At 49.5% G+C, this 21,388-nt stretch carries 16 protein-coding genes and 1 pseudogene; 12 read left to right on the plus strand and 5 right to left on the minus strand.

The annotated features are described in order from the left end of the window. Nucleotides 1-67: 67 nt before the first annotated feature. From GO003_RS00215 to GO003_RS26495, 5 genes and pseudogenes are all read left to right on the plus strand, one after another. Entirely contained in the window at nt 68-2,683 is a 2,616-nt protein-coding gene (locus GO003_RS00215) for a TonB-dependent receptor domain-containing protein (RefSeq protein WP_159658140.1), read from the plus strand. Between the two features lie 548 nt (nt 2,684-3,231). Further along, nucleotides 3,232-4,006, plus strand: a pseudogene (locus GO003_RS00220) (ISAzo13-like element transposase-related protein). Between the two features lie 529 nt (nt 4,007-4,535). Continuing rightward, the gene (locus GO003_RS00225; RefSeq protein WP_159658139.1) at nt 4,536-5,171 is read left to right on the plus strand and encodes a phosphatase PAP2 family protein; all 636 of its coding nucleotides are present in this window, start codon (nt 4,536-4,538) and stop codon (nt 5,169-5,171) included. Between the two features lie 3 nt (nt 5,172-5,174). Beyond that, nucleotides 5,175-5,498, plus strand: a complete 324-nt coding sequence (locus GO003_RS00230; RefSeq protein WP_269144302.1) for a diacylglycerol kinase — start codon at nt 5,175-5,177, stop codon at nt 5,496-5,498. After that, nucleotides 5,432-5,572 carry a diacylglycerol kinase gene (locus GO003_RS26495; protein ID WP_407942050.1) on the plus strand — a complete coding sequence of 47 codons (141 nt, stop codon included), beginning with the start codon at nt 5,432-5,434 and terminating at the stop codon, nt 5,570-5,572. The genes GO003_RS00230 and GO003_RS26495 overlap by 67 nt, the downstream gene beginning before the upstream one ends. A gap of 132 nt (nt 5,573-5,704) precedes the next feature. On the opposite strand, the gene GO003_RS00235 is transcribed toward GO003_RS26495, so the two are convergent. Next, nucleotides 5,705-6,067, minus strand: coding sequence for a LysR family transcriptional regulator (locus tag GO003_RS00235; protein ID WP_231088738.1), 363 nt, complete (start codon nt 6,065-6,067; stop codon nt 5,705-5,707). A gap of 555 nt (nt 6,068-6,622) precedes the next feature. Between GO003_RS00235 and GO003_RS00240 the strand changes: the two genes are divergently transcribed. From GO003_RS00240 to GO003_RS00260, 6 genes are all read left to right on the plus strand, one after another. Continuing rightward, nucleotides 6,623-7,627: a class I SAM-dependent methyltransferase gene (locus tag GO003_RS00240; RefSeq protein WP_159658138.1), complete on the plus strand. Its 1,005-nt coding sequence runs from the start codon at nt 6,623-6,625 to the stop codon at nt 7,625-7,627. Between the two features lie 566 nt (nt 7,628-8,193). Then, nucleotides 8,194-8,343 carry a DUF2256 domain-containing protein gene (locus GO003_RS26500; RefSeq protein WP_159658137.1) on the plus strand — a complete coding sequence of 50 codons (150 nt, stop codon included), beginning with the start codon at nt 8,194-8,196 and terminating at the stop codon, nt 8,341-8,343. After that, nucleotides 8,295-9,869 carry a cryptochrome/photolyase family protein gene (locus GO003_RS00245; RefSeq protein WP_407942106.1) on the plus strand — a complete coding sequence of 525 codons (1,575 nt, stop codon included), beginning with the start codon at nt 8,295-8,297 and terminating at the stop codon, nt 9,867-9,869. The genes GO003_RS26500 and GO003_RS00245 overlap by 49 nt, the downstream gene beginning before the upstream one ends. Before the next feature lie 136 nt (nt 9,870-10,005). Beyond that, the gene (locus tag GO003_RS00250; RefSeq protein WP_159658135.1) at nt 10,006-10,194 is read left to right on the plus strand and encodes a hypothetical protein; all 189 of its coding nucleotides are present in this window, start codon (nt 10,006-10,008) and stop codon (nt 10,192-10,194) included. 191 nt (nt 10,195-10,385) lie between these two features. Then, on the plus strand, nt 10,386-11,321 hold the full coding sequence (cysD, locus tag GO003_RS00255) for a sulfate adenylyltransferase subunit CysD (RefSeq protein ID WP_159658134.1): 936 nt from the start codon (nt 10,386-10,388) through the stop codon (nt 11,319-11,321). Next, nucleotides 11,321-12,646, plus strand: a complete 1,326-nt coding sequence (locus tag GO003_RS00260) for a sulfate adenylyltransferase subunit 1 (protein ID WP_159658133.1) — start codon at nt 11,321-11,323, stop codon at nt 12,644-12,646. The genes cysD and GO003_RS00260 overlap by 1 nt, the downstream gene beginning before the upstream one ends. A gap of 102 nt (nt 12,647-12,748) precedes the next feature. On the opposite strand, the gene GO003_RS00265 is transcribed toward GO003_RS00260, so the two are convergent. Together GO003_RS00265 and GO003_RS00270 are read right to left on the minus strand one after the other, a co-directional pair. Next, on the minus strand, nt 12,749-13,039 hold the full coding sequence (locus tag GO003_RS00265) for a type II toxin-antitoxin system VapC family toxin (protein WP_206444731.1): 291 nt from the start codon (nt 13,037-13,039) through the stop codon (nt 12,749-12,751). Further along, nucleotides 13,036-13,284 carry a type II toxin-antitoxin system Phd/YefM family antitoxin gene (locus GO003_RS00270; RefSeq protein ID WP_159658132.1) on the minus strand — a complete coding sequence of 83 codons (249 nt, stop codon included), beginning with the start codon at nt 13,282-13,284 and terminating at the stop codon, nt 13,036-13,038. Before GO003_RS00270 ends, GO003_RS00265 begins: the two co-directional genes overlap by 4 nt. Before the next feature lie 434 nt (nt 13,285-13,718). Between GO003_RS00270 and GO003_RS26760 the strand changes: the two genes are divergently transcribed. Then, nucleotides 13,719-14,135, plus strand: coding sequence for a recombinase family protein (locus GO003_RS26760; RefSeq protein WP_231089165.1), 417 nt, complete (start codon nt 13,719-13,721; stop codon nt 14,133-14,135). A gap of 6 nt (nt 14,136-14,141) precedes the next feature. On the opposite strand, the gene GO003_RS00280 is transcribed toward GO003_RS26760, so the two are convergent. After that, on the minus strand, nt 14,142-15,380 hold the full coding sequence (locus GO003_RS00280; RefSeq protein ID WP_159658131.1) for a DUF1501 domain-containing protein: 1,239 nt from the start codon (nt 15,378-15,380) through the stop codon (nt 14,142-14,144). Between the two features lie 14 nt (nt 15,381-15,394). Next, a complete protein-coding gene (locus GO003_RS26335; RefSeq protein WP_231088739.1) occupies nt 15,395-21,040 on the minus strand; it encodes a DUF1800 domain-containing protein in 5,646 nt (1,881 codons plus the stop codon). Between the last annotated feature and the right edge of the window lie 348 nt (nt 21,041-21,388).

The following is a 21,388-nucleotide window of genomic DNA, read 5'->3' on the forward strand; positions in this document are numbered from 1 at the left end:
TGATGTTTTTTGGTCCCGGCTGCCCAGCCGAGGAGCGAATGCAAAATTATAATGATCTAGGAATTTTATGCGCATTAATCAAACGACTCTGCTGTGCCTTTTAGGGCTGCTGCTGTCTCTATTACCCTCACACGTCCAGGCCCATACCGACAGCATTGCAATGAGTGGCTGGGCTAACGGCTTCAATCATCCTCTGCACGGCTGGGACCATCTTTTGACCATGCTCGCCGTGGGCGTTTGGGCGGCGCAATTGGGTGGCCGAGCTGTATGGCAGCTTCCCATTGCGTTCGTCGGGGTGATGAGTCTCGGTGGGTTAGCCGGCATGATGGGGGTCTCCGTGCCGGGCGTGGAAACGATGATTCTGCTGTCCGTGTTGGTTTTCGGTTTTCTGATAGTCTGCCGCATCCGCTTTCAAGCATTGCTCAGCGTACTCATCGTAGTTTTTTTCGCCTTTTTTCATGGCTATGCGCACGGCCAGGAAATGCCCACTTCAGCCAGTCTGCTGTCATTCGCGCTCGGCTTCATGTTGGCGACCTTACTATTGCACGGTGCGGGTATCGTGGCCGCGCGTCTGGTTTTGCTAGCCTTCGCCTATTCTCTTGGCAACAGCGCTTACGCCGAACCGTCTGGGAACGCTGCACCAGGCAAACCCAACGCCCAAGTTACCGGCGGGGAATCTGTGGAACTTTCAGAAATGATCGTAACTGAACGCGCCGACTCAATGATCGGTTATGCCGACAGCGCCTCGCAAGGCAATGTGGGACAGGAGCAGTTGGAATACCGGCCCATCACCCGTCCCGGTGAAATACTCGAAACCGTGCCCGGCCTCATTGCCTCTCAACACAGTGGCGAGGGCAAGGCGAACCAGTATTATTTGCGCGGCTTTAATCTCGATCACGGTACGGATTTTCTGACCCAGATCGAGGGCGTGCCGGTCAACCAGGTCTCCAACGCGCACGGACAAGGCTGGACCGACACCAACTTTCTCATTCCCGAATTGATCAGGACCCTCAACTATCAAAAGGGTAATTACTACGCCGAAAACGGAGACTTTTCCAGTACCGGCGCGGCCAATATCAAATACTTCAACGACCTGCGCGACAACATCGCTAAATTTACCGGTGGCAGTTTCGATTACTATCGGGGGTTAGCGGCGGGATCGAGCAAACTGGATGAACACAGCCGCCTGCTTTATGCCGGTGAAGTCGTCAATAACGGCGGTCCGTGGACGGTCAGCAATGATTATCTTAAATTTAATGGCGTGCTTCGTTACAGTAAAGAGCACGCGGATTCGGGCTGGAGCGTCACGGCGATGGCCTATAAGGCCGATTGGAATTCAACCGATCAGATTCCCAAGCGTGCCGTAGAGGCCGGTTTGATAGACCGGAACGGGACCATTGACCCGACCGATGGCGGTAGCAGCCAGCGCTATAGTTTGACTGCCGAATGGCACCGGCAGAACGACTCCAGCGCTACTCATCTAATGGTGTATGGACTTTATACGCAAATGGATTTGTATTCGAATTTCACCTACTTTCTGAATGACCCGGTGCGGGGCGACCAATTTGCCCAACCTGACCAACGCTGGACCTCGGGCCTCAAAGCAAGTCATACTTTTTTTCATCACCTCGGCGCCGTCGATTCCGAGACTACCCTAGGACTGCAAATCCGTAACGATACTATCGAAAACGGCCTGCTGTTAACTCAAGCCCAGGTAAGCTATGACACTGTCCGTGCTGATGAGGTCTGGGTAACCAGTGTCAGTCCCTACGCGGAAAACAAAACGCACTGGAATGACTGGCTGCGCACCACTCTAGGGGTACGCTTCGACGGCTTTCGCTTTAATGTGGACAATAGCAATATCCAGGAAAACAACGGCAACACTACCGACGGCCTGGTCAGTCCCAAACTCGGTATCGTCTTCGGACCTTGGGCGGATACGGAGCTTTACCTGAATGGCGGCCTCGGTTTTCACAGTAACGATGCCCGCGGCGTGAACACACGCGTTGACCCCGCTAGCGGTAAATCGGTCGATGCCGACGGAAATCCCGTCAAACCGGCAGCCCCGCTGGCCCGCACGTATGGCGCGGAAACCGGGCTACGCACCACCTGGGTCAAGGGCTTGCACAGCACGTTGGCGCTATGGTGGCTGGATATTGATTCAGAACTGCTCTTCGTGGGTGATGCCGGCACCACGGAAGCCAGTCGTCCCAGTCGACGCTACGGCGTGGAGTGGGCTAATTACTACTCACCGACCGATTGGTTGAATTTCGATGCGGATTTCAGTTTTTCCAAGTCACGTTTTCGAGATGATGCGCCGGAAGGTAATCATATTCCTGGGTCAGTGGAAACAGTCATCGCCTCCGGCGCTACGTTTCATGACCTCTATGGCGGCTTTTTTGGAGGTCCGCGTCTGCGCTACTTTGGCCCACGGTCACTGATCGAAGATAACAGCGTCCGTTCAGATTCAACTATTCTTCTGTCTGCAATGCTTGGCTACGCATTCAACAAGAACTGGACTGTACAGGCGGAGATGTTTAATCTTCTGGATAGAAAAGACAGCGCCATTGACTACTACTACCCATCCCGGCTGCCCGGCGAAGACGCTGCCGGCATCGATGATGTTCACTTTCATCCGATCGAACCGATGAGTTTCCGTATTAGTTTGAAAGCAGCATTCTGAAGGGGGAGTGTTCCAATCAGCCTATCAAATAATCACAATCAGAATGTATGTATCGAATGACCGAAAAGGGCGGCTGCGGATAACCAATCACTTAATATTTTCTCATCGCCAATGTCCGCTCTCCATATTTTCTTACCCGTTGCAAAACGTTTAAAACGTGTTCGAATGAACCGCTTAGGATATCGCCCCAAATCACTTCCCTGAATTAATAAAGAGAATCGAGGTTTTTAACCCGCTTGGATTCAAGTTATAAGTGCAATCCTATTAGTCATGCGGCTTTGCACTCTGTCCGAAAAAGATAAGCGTCGATACGCAGGTACAGAAACGACGAAACTGGGCCATGGCGGTATCAACTCTATTTCGAAGCTATTGGATGTTGATCCCAAAACGATCCGGCGCGGATTGCAGGAATTAGACTCGACCGATGACCTATCATCGGAGCGGGTCCGAAAAAAAAAGGTGGGGGCCGGAAATCAGCGATTGAACAGTAATCTCAAATGTTGGTTAACTTTCTGGCACTTCTGGCAGAATTCACCGCCGGGGACCCGATGCGGGATGGCGTGTTATGGACCCATCTATCGCGTTGTGAAATCAGCCGTCGGTTACGGGAGATGGGAACGCCGACCAGCCGTCGCACAGTTCGCAAGCTGTTGAAAAAAAACGGACTGGATCAACGTAAGGCGCGCAAGAAAAAATCTATGGGCGCCCATCCCGATCGCAATGCCCAATTCGAAAACATGACTCAACTTAAAGCGGAATACTTGTCTGCCGGAGATCCCGTGATTAGTATCGACACCAAAAAGAAGGAACTCATCGGCGACTTCGCCCGTGAGGGTCATACCCATACGCAAGTCATCGTCGAAACACTTGATCATGATGTTTCAAGTGTGGGGGTGGCAACGGCAGGGGCGCTACCATTACCCCAATGCTTTGCGATTATTAATCCTCTGCGATGGCGGTGGAAGCAATGCCGCTAATCGGCATGTTTTCAAAGAAGCCTTGCAAGCTTTGGCCGACTGTTTAGACTTGGAAATCCGAATTGCGCATTATCCACCGTATTGCTCAAAGCACAATCCGATTGAGCATCGCTTGTTTCCACACATCACCCGCGCCTGTCAGGGCGTGGTATTTTATACAGTCGAGATTGCCAAGCGGTTTACGGAAAAAGCCAAGACCAATACGGAACTCAAAGTCACTGTGGCTATCCTGGAGGGCACCTATGAAACGGGAAAGCAATGCGCTGCCTATTTCATCCAAAACAGGCGCATCGTGCTTGATGATTTTTTACCCCGCTGGAATTACCGGGCTCTGCCTCACGGCTGACTATTTCGGGAAGTTATTTTTGACGGAATCCTAAGCACCTTGATAAATTTAACCCAATTATTACTCCGCCTTTGACTTCGCCGTTTGAGTCATTAAACTACGAATGGCTTATCAAATAGGCGTAGCTGAAGATCTTGTCGATTTCGCACGCTTTATTACCCGGCTGAGTTTCAAAGCATTCCAGTCATTCTTCCGGATTGCTCAGTATTCCCATCAGTGCGTTGTATTGGGATGCAAATGCAATAGTACCCCTTTTTGAAACGTTCAATTGCGATTGTTGTTGCCATGCGCAGAGTCCGCTCGGTGTCGGTGCATGTTTCCCTTGACTATTATCTTAAACCGACTTCCATTAGCTTCCGCAGCATTTCCCGCGTTCATCGCTACTATAGGAATCTCGGACTTCCCAGCACCACCGCTTAGGTTCTCAATGCTTAGCGTGTCCGGGGAAATAATGAACTTTGAATGCTCAATCAGGCTTATGATAAAGTTTCAAGTAACCTGTTCATTGGCTGAGATATAAGGTAAAACAATGTACTTTCAAGGTTTGAAATACCTGCCAACAGTAGTAACTTTTTTAGTTGCAATCGTTCTGCTGGTCCTCATCGAACGCATCAGTATACCGCCGTATCAGTGGGATCGCTATTTGCTTAGCCTTGCTCACGGACTGAGAGGTTTCCATCTCGATCGTTTTTTCGCACTCATCACTTGGGCCGGCTCCCTTTTTATACTAATTCCCGTAACAGCTCTGATCTGTGGATTTCTGGTCAGAAACGGTCGCGCCGCAGAGGCTTTTTTGTTGGGTTTGAGCCTAGTCGGTATTGCCTTGGTCAGCCGTCTGGCCAAGCTCTGGTTCTCACGACCACGCCCCGATTTATTCCCGGTTATTGGTGAAATCCCTTTGGATGCCTCTTATCCCAGCGCCCACACTGCGCAAATCGTTGCCTTTTCGATGGCAGTGTGCTGGATACTGAAAACCGAGAAACGGTGCTTTACCTATTACTCTTTGACGGGGACTACCCTCTTATTGGCGTTCCTGGTCGCCCTCTCCCGCATCTATCTTCAGGTTCATTTCCCTTCGGATATAGTGGGGGGCGCCTTGCTGGGTTTGCTTTGGGTTCTGGGTCTATTTAAACTGCTGCATACCATCGGCATCATCATGAGGTAGGCTATGCGCAACAAGTTTCTCAATACGGGCCAGAGCGGCTACCACCCTTTTAGAAAATTGAAGGTCTGTTTATCAGGTCTACGTTACGCGGTTTTATATGATTTCAGCGTGGCCTATAAAGTCATACTTTCAGTTCTGGTTTTGGCCGTCTGTTTTTATTTTCGCCAATGGGTGGATTTCATCTCTGTATTCGCCGCCACCGGCCTGATGTTGATTTGCGAAATGTTTAACACTACTGTAGAAGCACACTCTGCGATTTTGTGGAAACACGGCAAAACGAAAAAATACGTGTCATTAAGGATATTGCCGCCGCGGCCACCGGAATAAGCATCCTGATTTGGGCAGTCGTATTAGTATCGGAGTTAAGTCATTTATGGTCATTCGTTGTATCTGTCTTTTAAACAATAAACCTATTTATGAAATAGGAAACATTATTTTATAGCTTAGTAGCTACACCAATACGCATCATGCGAAATTGTTGAAGTCGTTTCCACGGTGTCGTCATGGTTCGCCGGCGTCATGTCCGGCTTCAATTATCCGCTGTATTTCACATAGAGCCTTGCGCTGTATGCCCAGAAACGCATTAATTCGAGCTGGAGGTTGCGCGACAATGTCGATTGGGCGCCAATCCGCAACAGCTGACGTTCGCCGGCAGAACGGCCATGCATTTCGCTGAACAGTTCATCGCCAGTGTGAAAGATGAAGTTGGCATAATCCAGCGCAATCCGGGCTGCTTCGGTCAATAGCAAGCGTTTGCCCTCGCGCTCGAATAGCTTTTGTCCGAGTGAGTCTTCGAGCTGACCTAATTGGATGCTGAGTCCCGACTGTGAAACGTGCAGACGCTCTGCAGCTAGAGTCAGGTTGCTTTCGTTGGCGATTATCCAAAAATAACGCAAGTGCCCCCTGTGATAATTAAGCGAAGCTATTTTACATTCACAAAAAAGAACATATCCATTAATTACATATATTGGATGAGTTAATGGCCGATTGCTAGTATGGCGGCGTATTGATCACTTTGAGGAGATCGTCATGAATACCACCATCCGCCATGCGAACGGTTACGATAGCCAATCCGCCATTACATCCACTCACCCCGTAAGTAATGGAGACCAGCCATGACTGCCTGGATTGCCAACGCGGCCCTGGCAGCACCTAAACTACTGTTTTTAGCTGGGTTAATTGCCTCGGCAAAAATACCCGCAAAAACGCAAGCCATAGCCTAAATTTGCATTGGCCTGTGCTTAATCTTTGGAATTACTTCCGCCGACCCAAAGCTCTCTATCCAGCGACTCGCCTGCCTTACTGGACTGGAATTCACACCCAATTGAATGCACGTACTTGCCTAACCGCACTGACCCGAATTATTGATTGAAAAGCTCCGAAACGTTAGCAACTAAGTCAGTCAAATGGTTGAGCCCGATTTTCACCTAACTTTTTTGAGGAGGTATTAAGTGCTCTCAGCACAACACTGGATAGCATCATTGCCTTGCGCAGTATGCGGAAACAATCAGACAAAAATCATTGCCAAAAAAGACCGAAATGGTCAGCCGCTTACTAACGTAATGTGCGTAAACTGCGGTTTGGTCTGGGTCGATCCTCAGCCGACTATTGAATGTACTGAAAAGTTTTATTCTTCTGAGTATCGAAAACAGTACAAAAAGGCTTTTCAACCAAAACACAAGCACTGTTATCGAGAAACGCTGAGAGCCATAGACAGAAAAACTCGATTTCTATCGGTATATAGAGATGGTATGCGAGTGCTTGATGTAGGCGCAGGGGCGGGTTTTTTTGCATATGTCTTACAAAAGATAGGAATCTTAATTGAGGGAATTGAGCCTAACGAAGAGTATGCAAACTATGCACGATCTAATCTTCACTTGAACACCATAAGAACTGGATTTCTTCGAGATTTAACAACTGAAAACCAATATGACCTGATAACCATTAATCATGTGTTCGAACATCTGCCCAATCCTCGCGAAGCAATGGTACAAATGCACAAACTACTTAAAAAAGGCGGGCATGTGCTAATGGAGATACCTAATATCGAGGCGACATATCATGCACCAAATAAAATATTTCATGTCGGTCATCTTTACTGGTTCAACCCTAATACAATTCGAGCTTTAGCGCTTCAACTCGGCTTTCTTATTGATGATGTACAAATTATAAATGGCACCAAGCACATCAATATAGTGCTAACAAAAAGTGACGAATCACCAGCATCAGAAGTAGAAGTTAATTCATTGGTTGCGGGCAATGCTGAAACTATCTCAAAGGTGCTTCAACAGCACACCCTGCTAAGACATTTCTTGACACCCGCCCCTTATGGGAGATTTTTGAGAAAAAGTCATCAGTATTGCAAAGAGCAGATCGATATCAAAAAGTTTAAAAACGCCAAAGACATCTGCGATTCCGTATGCAGTAAATTGTTGTCAATTCAAAACCCGAAATAATCGGGGTCAGGGTAAAGTTAATCTCAGTCGGGAGTGTTCTGCCAAATACTCCAGGCTCTTTAAAATAAACCAATTTCTCAGTTGCGGCACGTTGCAGAATTGACTTGATGCCCGGGAGTGCAGGTGTCAACATAAATCCATTGAGTTCCTCGCCAATCACAGAACCGGCAGTTTTGAGCCGACTGCGAATAACCAATCACTTAATATTTTCTCATCGCCAATGTCCGCTCTCCAAATATTCTTACCCGTTGCAAAACGTTTAAAACGTGTTCGAAAGAACCGCTTAACCCCCCCTTTTTTGTATGCGCTCCGTATACGTCGGCATAAAAAACTATAATTCATGATATTTTGTTTTATATGCGCATCATATAAGGGGATATTTTCCGATCTGGAATCTGGAATATGGAATCCGGCAAGCCTGCAACTCCACGAAATACGGAACCGCACCGAGATCAAACCCGCCAAGGCTGCTATCGTCGAAAAAAGGGCGCGCTCAAACTGCCGTCCCGGCGCCCAAAAAACCAAATGCGCTCGCCGGCGACTGAACAAACTGAACTGGAGTATTGATGCACCGTAAAGCCTTGCTACCGTCGAAATTGTGCATCGTTTGCGGCCACTCGTTTGTCTGGCGCAAAAAATGGACGAAACACTGGGACTCGGTGAAGTATTGCTCCGAGCGCTGCCGCCGTCAGCGATCAACGGTAGCTGCAACATGACCACACTACGCCTGATTCTTGGCGACCAGCTTAACCCACTGCACAGCTGGTTTGCGCGAACTGACGAAAGCGTGATCTACACGTTGATGGAAATTCGCCAGGAAACCGATTATGTGCTGCACCATGCCCAAAAAATCATCGCCATTTTCGCGGCGATGCGCGAATTTTCGCGGCATCTGGCAACCCAAGGCCATCGTGTACATTACTTAAAAATCGATGACCCCGATAACTCTCAATCGCTGCCCGCCAATCTGGATGACCTGATCGAACGCTACCCAATTACGCGTTTCGAGTACCAGTTGCCTGACGAATGGCGGTTGGATCGACAGTTGCAAACTTATTGCCGAAATCTGGCGATTCCAAGCCAGGCTGACGACACCGAACATTTCTACACTCGACGCGATGAAGCGACTGAACTGTTCGGCTCACGGCCCCATTGGCTGATGGAAATGTTCTACCGTCGCATGCGCGTCAAACACAACGTACTGATGCAAGACAACCGACGGCCGATCGGCGGCCAATGGAATTTCGACCACGATAATCGCAAGACTTGGCTCGGCACACCGGCTGTGCCAGACGACAAGCGACCACATCACGACCATTCGGCGCTTTGGCACGCCATCGTTTCGGCAGGCGTGCGCAGTTTTGGCGAAGCTGATGCCGGCGATTTCCGCTGGCCGCTGAATCGCGCTGAAGCCTTAATGCAACTCGACACGTTCATCGCTCAGGGCCTGCCGTATTTCGGCGACTTTCAAGACGCGATGAGTCTGCGCAGTTGGCGGCTGTTTCATTCGCTGCTGTCGTTCGCGCTCAATACCAAAATGCTCAATCCGCGCGAGGTGGTTGAGCGCACCGAAATCGCCTATCGCCAAGGTCATGCTCCGCTGGCGGCCGCCGAGGGCTTTATTCGCCAAATTCTGGGCTGGCGCGAGTACGTGCGAGGTGTGTATTGGGCGAAGATGCCGGATTACGTGATGCAAAACTATTTCGGCCACGATAGGCCGCTGCCGTCCTGGTTCTGGTCCGGCGAAAGCACTATGAATTGTCTGGCGGCGACCATCGGCCAATCATTGCAATATGCCTATGCTCATCATATCCAGCGTTTGATGGTGATTGGCAATTTTGCGCTGTTGGCGGGCCTTGCGCCCGACGCGGTGCATCGCTGGTATCTCGGCGTGTATATCGACGCCTTCGAATGGGTGGAACTGCCCAACACCTTAGGCATGAGCCAGTTCGCCGACGGCGGGCTGCTCGCCACCAAACCCTATGTATCCAGCGCGGCCTACATCGATCGCATGAGCGATTATTGCAAAGGGTGCCGCTACGACAAAAAAACCCGCACCGGCGACCTTGCCTGTCCGTTCAACGCGCTGTACTGGCAATTTTTTATCCGTCACCGCGAAAAGCTCAACCACAATCCGCGACTGAGCTTGGTTTACCGCAATCTCGACCGCTTCGCGGCTTCAGAACGCGACGCGATAGTCCGGCGTGCCGAAACGGTTTTATCGGATTTGGACGAGTTGTAAGGCGTTGAGCCTAGGGGGTAATTCAGCGAAGACATTCTTCATTAATAGAAAAGAACGTTTTTATTGAGCACATATATTGGATGAATTAAAGACAGATTGCTACCATGACCTCCCATCATCAATTCTGGAGATCGTCATGAACACAACCTTTCTGATGCTGCAGCTTCAATACTCCGGCTCGGCAGCGGCCAAGCTTTGGCAAACTGCCTACGTCCATATGTACAACGACATTTACATCAGCACCTTGGTCACCCGACTGATCACTCGTTACTGGCCCAAACCAGTTCACCTTAGCCATCTCCAACCTGGAAGAATTCCGCAATGAACTCAGTGGTATTGGCGTTTAAATCCAAAAGCTACTCCGGCAGTGCCGGGACAGTAAATAGTTCCGATATCAACGCCGTCTTGTCGACAGCAACATGACAGCCGTCATCGACAGTTTCTGCGCGCGAAAAGACCCGTTGTGGCCGGTACGTCAATCGCAACCCGTTTCCGATTACTCATGGGAGCCATGATATGAACTTGCAATCAAAGGACTTATTGAACATGCCACATCCATCGGCCGATCACCTGGACTTGCTGGAAGCCGAGGCGCTGTTCATCCTGCGGGAAGTGACTGCCGAATGCCGCCACCCCGTCTTGCTGTATTCCGGCGGTAAAGACTCGGCGGTGTTACTCCATCTGGCCTACAAGGCTTTTCATCCGGAACGTATCGGCTTAGCTCTGCTGCACATCGACACCGGCCATAACTACGACGAAGTGATTGCCTACCGCGACCGCATGGCGGAACGCTACGATTGCCAACTGCACGTTCGTAACGTCGAAGATTCGATCCGGAAAGGTTCGGTACGTTTGCGGCATCAACTGGAATCGCGTAATCCCCATCAATCTGTGACATTGATGGAAGCGATCGCCGAATTCGGTTTCGACGCCTGTTTGGGCGGTGCGAGGCGCGACGAGGAAAAGTCGCGGGCCAAGGAGCGCATTGTCAGCGTGCGAGACGAGTTCGGCCAATGGGAACCCAAAAACCAGCGTCCTGAACTCTGGTCGTTGTACAACACGCGTGTTGCTCCGGGCAATCATGTTCGGGTATTCCCGATTTCGAACTGGACCGAGCTCGACGTCTGGCAGTACATCCAAAGAGAAGACATAGAGCTTCCCAAGCTTTATTTCTCCCATCTGCGTGATATCGTTCGGCGCGGCGACATTCTGGTACCGGTCACGCACCTGACACCGGCGAACCATGGCGACACCGTGGAAACGATCAGTTGCCGCTTTCGAACGGTCGGCGACATTTCTTGCACGGCGCCGGTGGCGTCGACGGCCATCACCGTGGCCGACATTATCGCCGAAACGACACAATGCCTGCTCACCGAACGCGGCGCCACGCGCCTGGATGACCGAGCGTCGGAAGCGGCTATGGAACAACGCAAAAAAGAGGGGTATTTCTAATGAACATATCAGCCCACCCATCGCTAGACAACGAAATGACTGAACTGGCACCCAATCAAAGCCCGTCCGGCCTACTGCGCTTTATCACCGCCGGCAGCGTCGATGACGGTAAAAGCACGTTGATTGGCCGACTGTTGTACGACACGGGCAACGTCGCCGCCGATCAATTGGCATCAATTCAGGCGACTTCGCAAAAGCGCGGGCTGGCGGCAATCGATTGGTCATTGTTGACAGACGGCCTTATCGCCGAACGTGAACAAGGGATCACTATCGATGTTGCTTACCGCTATTTCTCGACGGCACGGCGCAAATTCATTATCGGAGATGCGCCCGGCCATGAGCAATACACACGGAACATGGTCACCGCCGCGTCCAGCGCCGATCTGGCGATTTTACTGGTCGACGCTCGAAAAGGTGTCATTACCCAGACCCGCCGCCATGCCTATCTTGCGCATTTGCTCGGCATCCGCGAACTCGTGCTGGCGGTCAACAAAATGGACTTGGTCGACTGGCAACCATCGATATATCAAGCCATTGTCGACGAATTCAACGCTTTCGTCGGCCAGTTGGGTCGGCATCATGTTCAAGCGATCCCCTTGTCGGCGCTGAACGGCACCAATGTGGCAACCCACGCGGAAGCCATAACGTGGTATGACGGCCCGAGCTTGCTCGAGCATCTGGAAACCATCCCGTCCCGGCGCGACGCCGATCAAGCGCCGCTGAGACTACCGGTCCAGCGCGTAGTGCGCGTGATGATGGGCAATGGCGCCAACGACGCGACCGACGTGGAATTTCGCGGTTATCAAGGCACACTGGCTTCAGGTCACTTACAAGTTGGCGATGAAGTAGAGGTGATGCCGTCAGGACATCGGGCCCGAGTGACTCGCTTGAACATTGCAGAACGTGCATTACAAAAAGCCAGTGCGGACAGCTCGGTGGTGGTGTCGCTGGATCGGGAAATCGATATATCGCGCGGCGATATGCTGTCCGATCCGGTCCATCCTCCGCGTGCCATCAAGATAATAACGGCGGATGTCTGCTGGCTGTCGGAGCAGCCTTTGCAAGCGCAGGGCAAGTATCTGATTAAACACACAACTCGAACCGTCAATGCCCTGTTCGATGACTTGAGTTACCGGGTTGATGTCAACACGCTGGCACATGAGGCCGTGCCTGAAAAGACTGTCATGAACGATATCCTGCGGGTCAGACTGAAACTGCAGCAGCCGTTGTTCGTGGACAGTTACGCCGACAATCGCACCACCGGCAGCTTCATTGTTATCGATCCAGTGTCGTTTCATACGGTCGCGGCCGGAGTGATCATTTAATCATATAGGGCCTAGAAACAGGAACCAAATGAACTGGAACGAATACGTACTGCTTTTGGTCGGCTTGATTTCGGTGGTGAACCCGATCAGTGCGATGCCGATTTATCTGTCGTTGACCGCCTGTAAAGGCAGTTCTTCGACCGCTATCGCATGTTCCGCCTCAACGGCAAGAAAGCGATAACCCGACTCCTGAAAATAGCGCATCGCGTCTCGGCCAGAAACCGGCATGTCGCCTCGCCCTAACGAATGCTTGATGGCAATTTCCCAGACATTCACCGCGCTGACCCAAACGTTCGTTTTGGGTGACGCAATTAAATCACGCGCGTTTTGTGGCAGTTTTGGGTTATCCGTGATAGCCCACAGTGCAACGTGAGTATCCAGCAGCAGATTCAAGAATGCACCTCGCCCATGAACAACTGAGCCACTTCGTCGTTATGCGCATCAATGCTGTCCGGCACCACGAACAAGCCTTTCGCCACACCAATCCGCTTCCCGGTTGGTCCACTATCCACCGGAACAAGTTTAGCAGCTGGACGGCCATTTCTGGCAATCACAATTTCACGCTCATGCCCTTGCTCAATGGCTTCGACTAAGCGGGACAGAGAGGACTTGGCTTTTAACATATTGACAGTTTGCATTACATGCTCCTTAAAAAGGCCGAGTCTAGTCTAGCTAATCACGCAAATCAAACAAGACTTCAAACAGGTCATTCTGCCGTTTACGTCCACTATTCACGGGTTCGATAAAACGAGGATTTTATCGAACCATAAAAGTTCGCCGTGTTTACCTTCAAGTCCTTGATTTTATGGTTCGGTACTGCGGTTTTAGAAAACAAGGTTTAAAACGCTTTGTAGAAACGAAATTTTCATACAATTTCTGGAGATCGGCCTTCATGAAAATTGGCTATGCACGGGGCAGCACCAAAGACCAGAGCCTGGCATTGAATGAGATGATTCATAACCTACGCCCGGGTGATGGCGGGTAATCTGGAAGCTAGACCGATTGGGGCGATCGCTCAATCACCTGATTAGCCTGGTCAATGACTTAATCGAAAAAGATCGGCCTGCAATGCCTGCACGATCCCAGTGACACCACCACGGCCCAAGGCCGGTTAAGCTTTAACCTGTTCGCCTCATTAGCCGAATTTGAGCGCGAACTTATACAGGAAAGAACCCAAGCCGGCTTGTCCGCAGCCAGGGATAGAGGGAGAAACGGAGGCAGACCCAAAGGCATTCCGCCAAAAGCAAAAGCCACCGCCTGTCCAGTAGAAACACTTTATAAGGAAGGACGGCTAAAGGTAACATACCACTTCTTTTGTGCCGATTACGTTTTTTCGGGGATGAAGACCGATGGAGCATGGCTTTCTATTCCTACAGCAATGAAAAATATGAGCCAAGTCCATTCGATAACGGGACGTTCCATGGGACACCAGAGGAAGCATTCGAGACTGCAGCAATCTACCTCCAAGACGTCTGAGTTCAGCCCCTGACGATCATTAAGCTAAAAAGCCAACCGGTTGATAATGACTTCCAGGCAAAACAGCTGCCAAGCCTGAAGCGTTATTTAAGTGTCTGGCTAAAAGTTCACCAAAAATATCCGTGAAATTGATCGAATGAGCAAGGTAACGTCCTAAATACAATTGCTCAGGTAACAACCCGGGCCAATCGCCATAAATTCCACCGCTTACCTGATTGCCTATAACAAACCAGCTTGAAGCGTTCCCGTGATCGGTTCCTTTACTGGCATTCTGCTGAGCCGTTCTGCCGAATTCCGTCATGGTCAAAATCACGACGTCGTTCATATAAACCGTACCCAAATCGCGGTAAAGGGCTGCAATGCCTCCTGAAAACTCGCTTAATCGACTGGCTTGCGTTCCTTGCGCACCCCCTTGACCTGAATGATTATCCCAACCGCCTATGTTGACTGCCGCTATTTCAAGCCCTGCCCCGGCTTTAACTAATCGAGCAACATCTCTTAACTGCCTTCCATAATCTGTATTAGGATAAACCGCCCCATTTTCAGGCGAATAAGCTTGTTTGCTGTACGGATCTAATGTGGCTAGATTATCAATGGCCAATTCACCGTGCTGCTTTAACAATAATCGTTGTTTTAACAAAGAGCTGACCGGCTCCTGATAAATAGCGGTAAGCTTATTAAGCATTTCACCATCCATCCCCGCGCCTAATTTAGCCAAGCTATCAATTGTTGTTACCGGTATATTCCCTTTTAAAGCATGTGCCAGCGTTCCAAAGCTAACCGCACGAACCTCGGCATCCTGGCTTTTACTCGACAAATGACGGTTTAACCAACCATCAGCAGTCCGCATTCCTCCGACTCCGCTCTCTATAAAATCCTGACTGACGAAGTGCGAACGGTTAGCATCATCGTAATGAACAGCGGGCATAACAGCCATATGTCCTTGCTGGTAAATATCGTACAAAGGCGCCATAGCGGGATGCAAACCCATAAAGCCGTCCAAATCTAACGCAGCACTGGTTCCCGATCCGGGCCTGGCGATTGCAATATCCGGTCTAAGCCGGTAATACTCATCTTCACCATGAGGAACAACAACATTCAGCCCATCGCAACCTCCCCTCTGAAAAATAACCACCAAGGTCTTGCCAGAAGCCGCATAAGCGTTTTTAAAGCCGGACAAAAGTGCGCCACCAGATAACAAACCCCGACCCAGCACCGGCAGTGCCGCCAAATTACGTAAAAAGTGTCTTCTTTTCATGATCGCATTCCTCTTTATTGCAATTGGTAGGCTGGGTAATTCAGCACTAATGCTAATACTTTACGAATTTTGACATCGGCACTTGCATCACGAACAGAGAACGTCTCTGTACCGTTGCCAGTCAATATCGCCATCGCGGCTTCTTTCTCTATATTTGAATAATCGTGACTTAGCGTCAACTCAAACAAATAACCCAATACCCCTTCTGCCGTTTCTATACCTTGTTCGATAAAGAACTGCGCTGGATTTTCCAAATAATTACGCCAGACAGCAGGCTTGTTCATCATGCCTTGTCCGGCAAACTGCCAGCGCTGCATTAATTGTCCGGAATTCACCCAACGATCCGCCTCTTCAGCCCAACCTGTGGGTACAGGGTAATTGAACAAATCCATACCCATTTCTCTTAACTGAACACGGGTATGTTCAAAAGCGATGGTCAACGGCAACTGTCTGAATAAACCCGCCACGAACTCCAGAGGAATTTTCACTTTGTTATGGAAATTGCCGGAATCGGAGAAGGCAGTTGAGGTTAAGATGCCCTCCAAAACCCGCGCAATTTGATGTTCGTCTTCTGCGTAAGTAACAAAATCTTTGGAACAAGACCCTATGCTGGCCGCGGAAGGTTGATCGGAAACCAGCAGTTTAAGCAGTTTGCTGCAAATGTGCCTCGCCGTACCTTGGTGTTCTGCCAGTAAATCAAGCACCCACTCGCCGCCGGATATGCCCGAACCAGCAGAAACAAGATTCCCCAGCACTGACTTCTCAGCATCGTCATGACGCCATTTATCAAAATGGAACGCACCATTAGACACTCGCCAACCGGTAAAGACGCGCGCAACTTCTGAAATATCCTTAGCGGCATACCCATTGTCGACGCCCATGGTATGAAGCTCCAATAACTCGCGGGCATAGTTCTCATTGGGTGCAGATTTATGGCTTTGATGATTATCCAGATAGAGCAACATTGCCGGGCTTTTTGCGCTCACTCCCAGTAAATCTCTAAACCGTCCTAAAGCATGCGTTCTGAAAGCAGCATTCTCAGCCAACTCGAATCCATTACTTGTTTTGTTGCGGTCGGTATTAAAATGATTTTCCCAAAACCAGGTCATCACTTCCAATAGCTGTTTTTTACTGGAGATTGCTCGGGCTATTTGAGCAAATTGCAGCTTTTGCTCGAGATGTGGCGTCAATTCCTGTACACGCGATAAATAAGCCTCAAATTCAGCATCATCAATTAACTCAGGATGTAATTGCTTCTGGATAAAGGCCGCAGAACCAGAATCTCTAAGCTCCTTCAATAACTCAGGGGTTGCCCCGAAGGTTATCCGGTTCAGTAATTGAACAGCACTTACCGATTCGGTCATCACATTTAATACAAGCGTTTTATGCGCTTTATTACCCGCCCAATCCTCAGCAACCAGTTCAACACTAACAGTGCCGTTCCGGGTCAAACCTCTAACGGCAAGTCCCCAGCCGCCATTTTCACCCATTTCAAGCTCTTTATTGTTTTCAACAGTTCCCTTACCCGCATCAATCACTGTCGCTTTTAATGATTTTACCCCGGTATTGTCGGAAACGCTTCCGAGTAAGGCCAAACCATGCTCATCAACTTGATCTTCATCGCTGTGAGATGAAATCACGATAGAAGGCGGTTCTTTATCTTCGATAATTGAATATGTTTTGGCTATTTCAGAATGATTACCCACCTTATCAAAAGCGGTTGCTTTAACGGTTACAAGTTGCCCCGCTGTCAACATGGCATCATTAACAGAAAACAGCCATTCACCCTTAACCAGTCCAGCCACTCCGGAGAAAGCACCGGCAACCGGATCAGTGACCAGAATCTCAACCCTGTCGACTTCCTGATTATCGGTCACCCGCATAGTCAGCTGAAAACCTTTATCGGATAGTTTTGAGTTTCCGGAAGGATTAAAAGCCACAAATATCGGAGGCTTATCATCCAGCTTATCCGGATCGTCCTTATCGACAGCAAAGTCTACCCAGCCTTTTTGGGCAATCCACCGGCTATAGTGATGTTTAGCGTTACCGAATAAATTAGTCGCTCTGACCACAAATAAGCGGCCATCGCCCAAACCGACAGGATCGAAACGTACGACACCCGTGCGATCAGTGACTAACGTCGAACGCCAAATTAATCGGCCATCAGAACCTTTTTCAAACAACGTTAGACTTTGCCCGGACATCACCTCACCGGTTTCAGCCTTATGCAACTTAACCGCAACAGGGCCTGCCAATAATTGGAATGGACCGGTTTTATCGAGGTCTTTGCTTTCAAACCAGTTACCGTAAGGATTGGCTTTCAACACATAACTGGAACCCTGCCCCAAGCCGGTCAAATCGAAATCAATCCTGCCCTGTGCATCCGTACTTTTTCGTTGAAACCACCGTAATGTCTGATCCGGCAACCGCTCAAAAGCAGTCACTTCTTTATTAGCTAAAGGCTTACCGTCCAGAGCATTCAGCATAGTCACATTTAACAATTTATTACCTACAGTAAAATCAAATTTACCGGTATTAACGATTAAATCACTGCTTATTGAACGCTGATCAAGTTGAGTCTGAGCCCTCAGAAGATATTTGCGGCCTTGCCCCAAGCCCGGCAAATGAAGAGGAACCCTGCCATTTTGATCAGTGGGTACGCGGGCAAACCAAGATAAACTTCCGTCGACAGACTCCTCCATAACGGTAATGTCCTGGCCAACTAATGGTTGATTAGTAGCACCGTTAATTACCCTAACAAGCAAGTTACCAACTCTGAATTCCATATTCCCAGTAGTGACTATTTCACCGGAATCCACCGTTCCTGAACCAAAGAGTTGTTGGGTCCTCAACACATAAACAGTGTCACTACCCAAGCCTGGCAAATCCAGCATTAATTTGCCGCTAGCATTGGTAGTGCCTTGCCGGAACCATTTCAAGCTGTGGTCAGCTTCGCGGCGATAAACGGTCACGCCCTGATTACCCAAGGCAGTATTACTGATGCCGTCAGTCACCGTCACATTGAGCAACTGGTTGCCGACCACAAACGATGTCAGGCCGCCTTGACGGATCGGGGCGCTGGTTTTCCAACTGTTATCAAAATTGTTTTTGGCTTTAAAGATATAAGCCTGAGTATTGCCTAAATCGGGCAGAGCAAAGTCAGCCAAACCATTGCTATCGGTAGTGGTGGTGCTGACATAAACATCGGTTCCGTCAGCCATTACTTTATGCGCATTAATTTGAGACGTTGCCATCACGCTGCCGGTTTGGCCGTTGACCGCTTTAATCCGGACATTACCGGCTTTAAACGCAAAGTTGCCGGTTTGCTTAATATCAGCGGAATCGACAGTCCGGTTACCATGCTTCATTGCTGTGCGCAGCACATAGACGCTACCGGCGCCCAAGCCCGGCAAATCTAAACTCAGCTGGCCTCCGGCATCCGTAGCAACGGTTCTTATACCTTTAACACTGCCGTCTGCTTCGCGCCGCAAAACAGTAACGGCCTGATTCACCAAAGCTGTATTGCTGATACCGTCAGTCACCGTTACATTTAGCAACTGGTTACCCACCACAAAGGTCGTCAAGCCGCCTTGATTGATAGGGGCGCTGGTTTTCCAACTGTTATCAAAATTGTTTTTGGCTTTAAAGATATAAGCCTGAGTATTGCCTAAATCGGGAAGAGCAAAGTCAGCCAAACCATTGCTATCGGTAGTGGTGGTGCTGACATAAACATCGGTTCCGTCAGCCATCACTTTCTGAGCAATAATTTGATAGGCCCCCAAAACGCTGCCGGTTTGGCCGTTGACCGCTTTAACCCGGACGTTCCCGGCTTTAAATGTAAAGTTGCCGGTTTGTTTAATATCACTGGAATCGGCGGTCCGGTTGCCGTGCTTCATCGCGGTTCGCAGCACATAGACGCTATCGTTGCCCAAGCCTGGCAAGTCCAGTGTTAATTTGCCGCTAGCATTGGTAGGCTCTCGACGAAACCATTTCAGACTACCGTCAGCTTCGCGGCGATAGACGGTCACGTCCTGGTTACCCAATACGGAATTACTGACTCCGTCGATCACCGTTACATTGAGCAACTGGTTACCCACCACAAAGGTTGTCAGGCCGCCTTGACGGATCGGAGCACTGCTTTTCCAGCTGTTATCAAAGCTGTTTTTGGCTCTAAACACATAAGCCTGCGCGCTCCCCAAATCAGGCAGAGCAAAGTCGGCCAAGCCGCTTTGATCGGTGTTGGTGCTGCTGACATAAACATCGGTTCCGTCAGCCATTACTTTATGCGCATTAATTTGAGACGCTGCCATCACGCTGCCGGTTTGGCCGTTGACCGCTTTAACCCGTACATTACCGGCTTTAAACGCAAAGTTGCCGGTTTGTTTAATATCACTGGAATCGGCAGTCCGGTTGCCGTGCTTCATCGCGGTTCGCAGCACATAGACGGTATCGTTGCCCAAGCCTGGCAAGTCCAGTGTTAATTTGCCGCTAGCATTGGTAGGCTCTCGACGAAACCATTTCAGACTACCGTCAGCTTCGCGGCGATAGACGGTCACGTCCTGATTACCCAATACGGAATTACTGACGCCATCGGTCACAGTCACATTGAGCAACTGGTTACCGACCACAAAGGTTGTCAGGCCGCCTTGACGGATCGGAGCACTGCTTTTCCAGCTGTTATCAAAGCTGTTTTTGGCTCTAAACACATAAGCCTGCGCGCTCCCCAAATCAGGCAGAGCAAAGTCGGCCAAGCCGCTTTGATCGGTGTTGGTGCTGCTGACATAAACTACACTGCCATCCGCCATCGATTTAAAGACATGGAGATCGAATGCACTCAATACGCTACCAGTCTGGCCATTGACCGCTTTAACCCGGACATTACCGGCTTTAAATACAAAGTTGCCGGTTTGTTTAATATCACTGGAATCGGCGGTCCGGTTGCCGTGCTTCATCGCGGTTCGCAGCACATAGACGGTATCGTTACCCAAGCCTGGCAAGTCCAGTGTTAATTTGCCGCTAGCATTGGTAGGCTCTCGACGAAACCATTTCAGACTACCGTCAGCTTCGCGGCGATAGACGGTCACGTTCTGGTTACCCAATACGGAATTACTGACACCATCGGTCACAGTCACATTGAGCAACTGGTTGCCGACCACAAAAGTCGTCAGACCGGTTTCACTGATTGGGGAGCTGGTTTTCCAGCTATTATCAAAACTGTTTTTAGCTCTAAACTTATAAGCTTGAGCCTTGCTTATATCCGGCAGATTAAAGTCGGCCAAGCCGCTTTGATCGGTGTTGGTACTGCTAACATAAGCTTCACTGCCATCCGCCATTGACTTATAGGCATTAACCTGAAATGAACTTAATACTGTGCCAGCTTGGCCATTGACCGCTTTAACCCGGACGTTCCCTGCTTTAAACACAAAGTTGCCGGTTTGCTTAATATCACTGGAATCGGCAGTCCGGTTGCCGTGCTTCATCGCGGTTCGCAGCACATAGACGGTATCGTTGCCCAAGCCTGGCAAGTCCAGTGTTAATTTGCCGTTAGCATCGGTAGCCTGTCGACGAAACCATTTCAAGCTGTGATCAGCTTCGCGGCGATAGACGGTCACATCCTGATTTCCAAGTACGGTATTACTGATGCCATCGGTCACAGTCACATTGAGCAACTGGTTGTCAACAGCGAAAGTTGAACCAGGTAATGTTAAGAATAGAAACAGTAAACAATTTATGAATAAATTCAGTGGGTACTTGTAACGGGGAAGAAAAATCATGGTTATTTACCTGCTGAAGCTTGAATCAAAAAGTAAGTCAAAAGACTAGCAGGTAAAACTTATCAAATAATGAACTAAGGTAGTTGACTTTGCTTTTTGGTCCCTAATTCACAAAAGTCAGCCATTACTTAAGGAAAATGGGATTAAATTTAACCTTATTCATGGTTCTCTTAGTTTTGCATTGTCAGATTCTCAAAGATGCTCGTCATTCAGGTAGATTACCGGAATCCTGAC

The organism is Methylicorpusculum oleiharenae, from assembly GCF_009828925.2.
GTDB classification, from domain to species: domain Bacteria; phylum Pseudomonadota; class Gammaproteobacteria; order Methylococcales; family Methylomonadaceae; genus Methylicorpusculum; species Methylicorpusculum oleiharenae.

Bases quoted from the DNA above. Each gene is read 5' to 3' on its own strand.
- GO003_RS00230 (WP_269144302.1), top strand. From the start codon at position 5,175: ATGCGCAACAAGTTTCTCAATACGGGCCAGAGCGGCTACCACCCTTTT.
- GO003_RS00280 (WP_159658131.1), bottom strand. From the start codon at position 15,380: ATGAAAAGAAGACACTTTTTACGTAATTTGGCGGCACTGCCGGTGCTG.
- GO003_RS00225 (WP_159658139.1), top strand. From the start codon at position 4,536: ATGTACTTTCAAGGTTTGAAATACCTGCCAACAGTAGTAACTTTTTTA.
- GO003_RS26500 (WP_159658137.1), top strand. From the start codon at position 8,194: ATGCACCGTAAAGCCTTGCTACCGTCGAAATTGTGCATCGTTTGCGGC.
- GO003_RS00250 (WP_159658135.1), top strand. From the start codon at position 10,006: ATGAACACAACCTTTCTGATGCTGCAGCTTCAATACTCCGGCTCGGCA.
- GO003_RS00260 (WP_159658133.1), top strand. From the start codon at position 11,321: ATGAACATATCAGCCCACCCATCGCTAGACAACGAAATGACTGAACTG.
- GO003_RS00270 (WP_159658132.1), bottom strand. From the start codon at position 13,284: ATGCAAACTGTCAATATGTTAAAAGCCAAGTCCTCTCTGTCCCGCTTA.
- GO003_RS00215 (WP_159658140.1), top strand. From the start codon at position 68: ATGCGCATTAATCAAACGACTCTGCTGTGCCTTTTAGGGCTGCTGCTG.
- cysD (WP_159658134.1), top strand. From the start codon at position 10,386: ATGAACTTGCAATCAAAGGACTTATTGAACATGCCACATCCATCGGCC.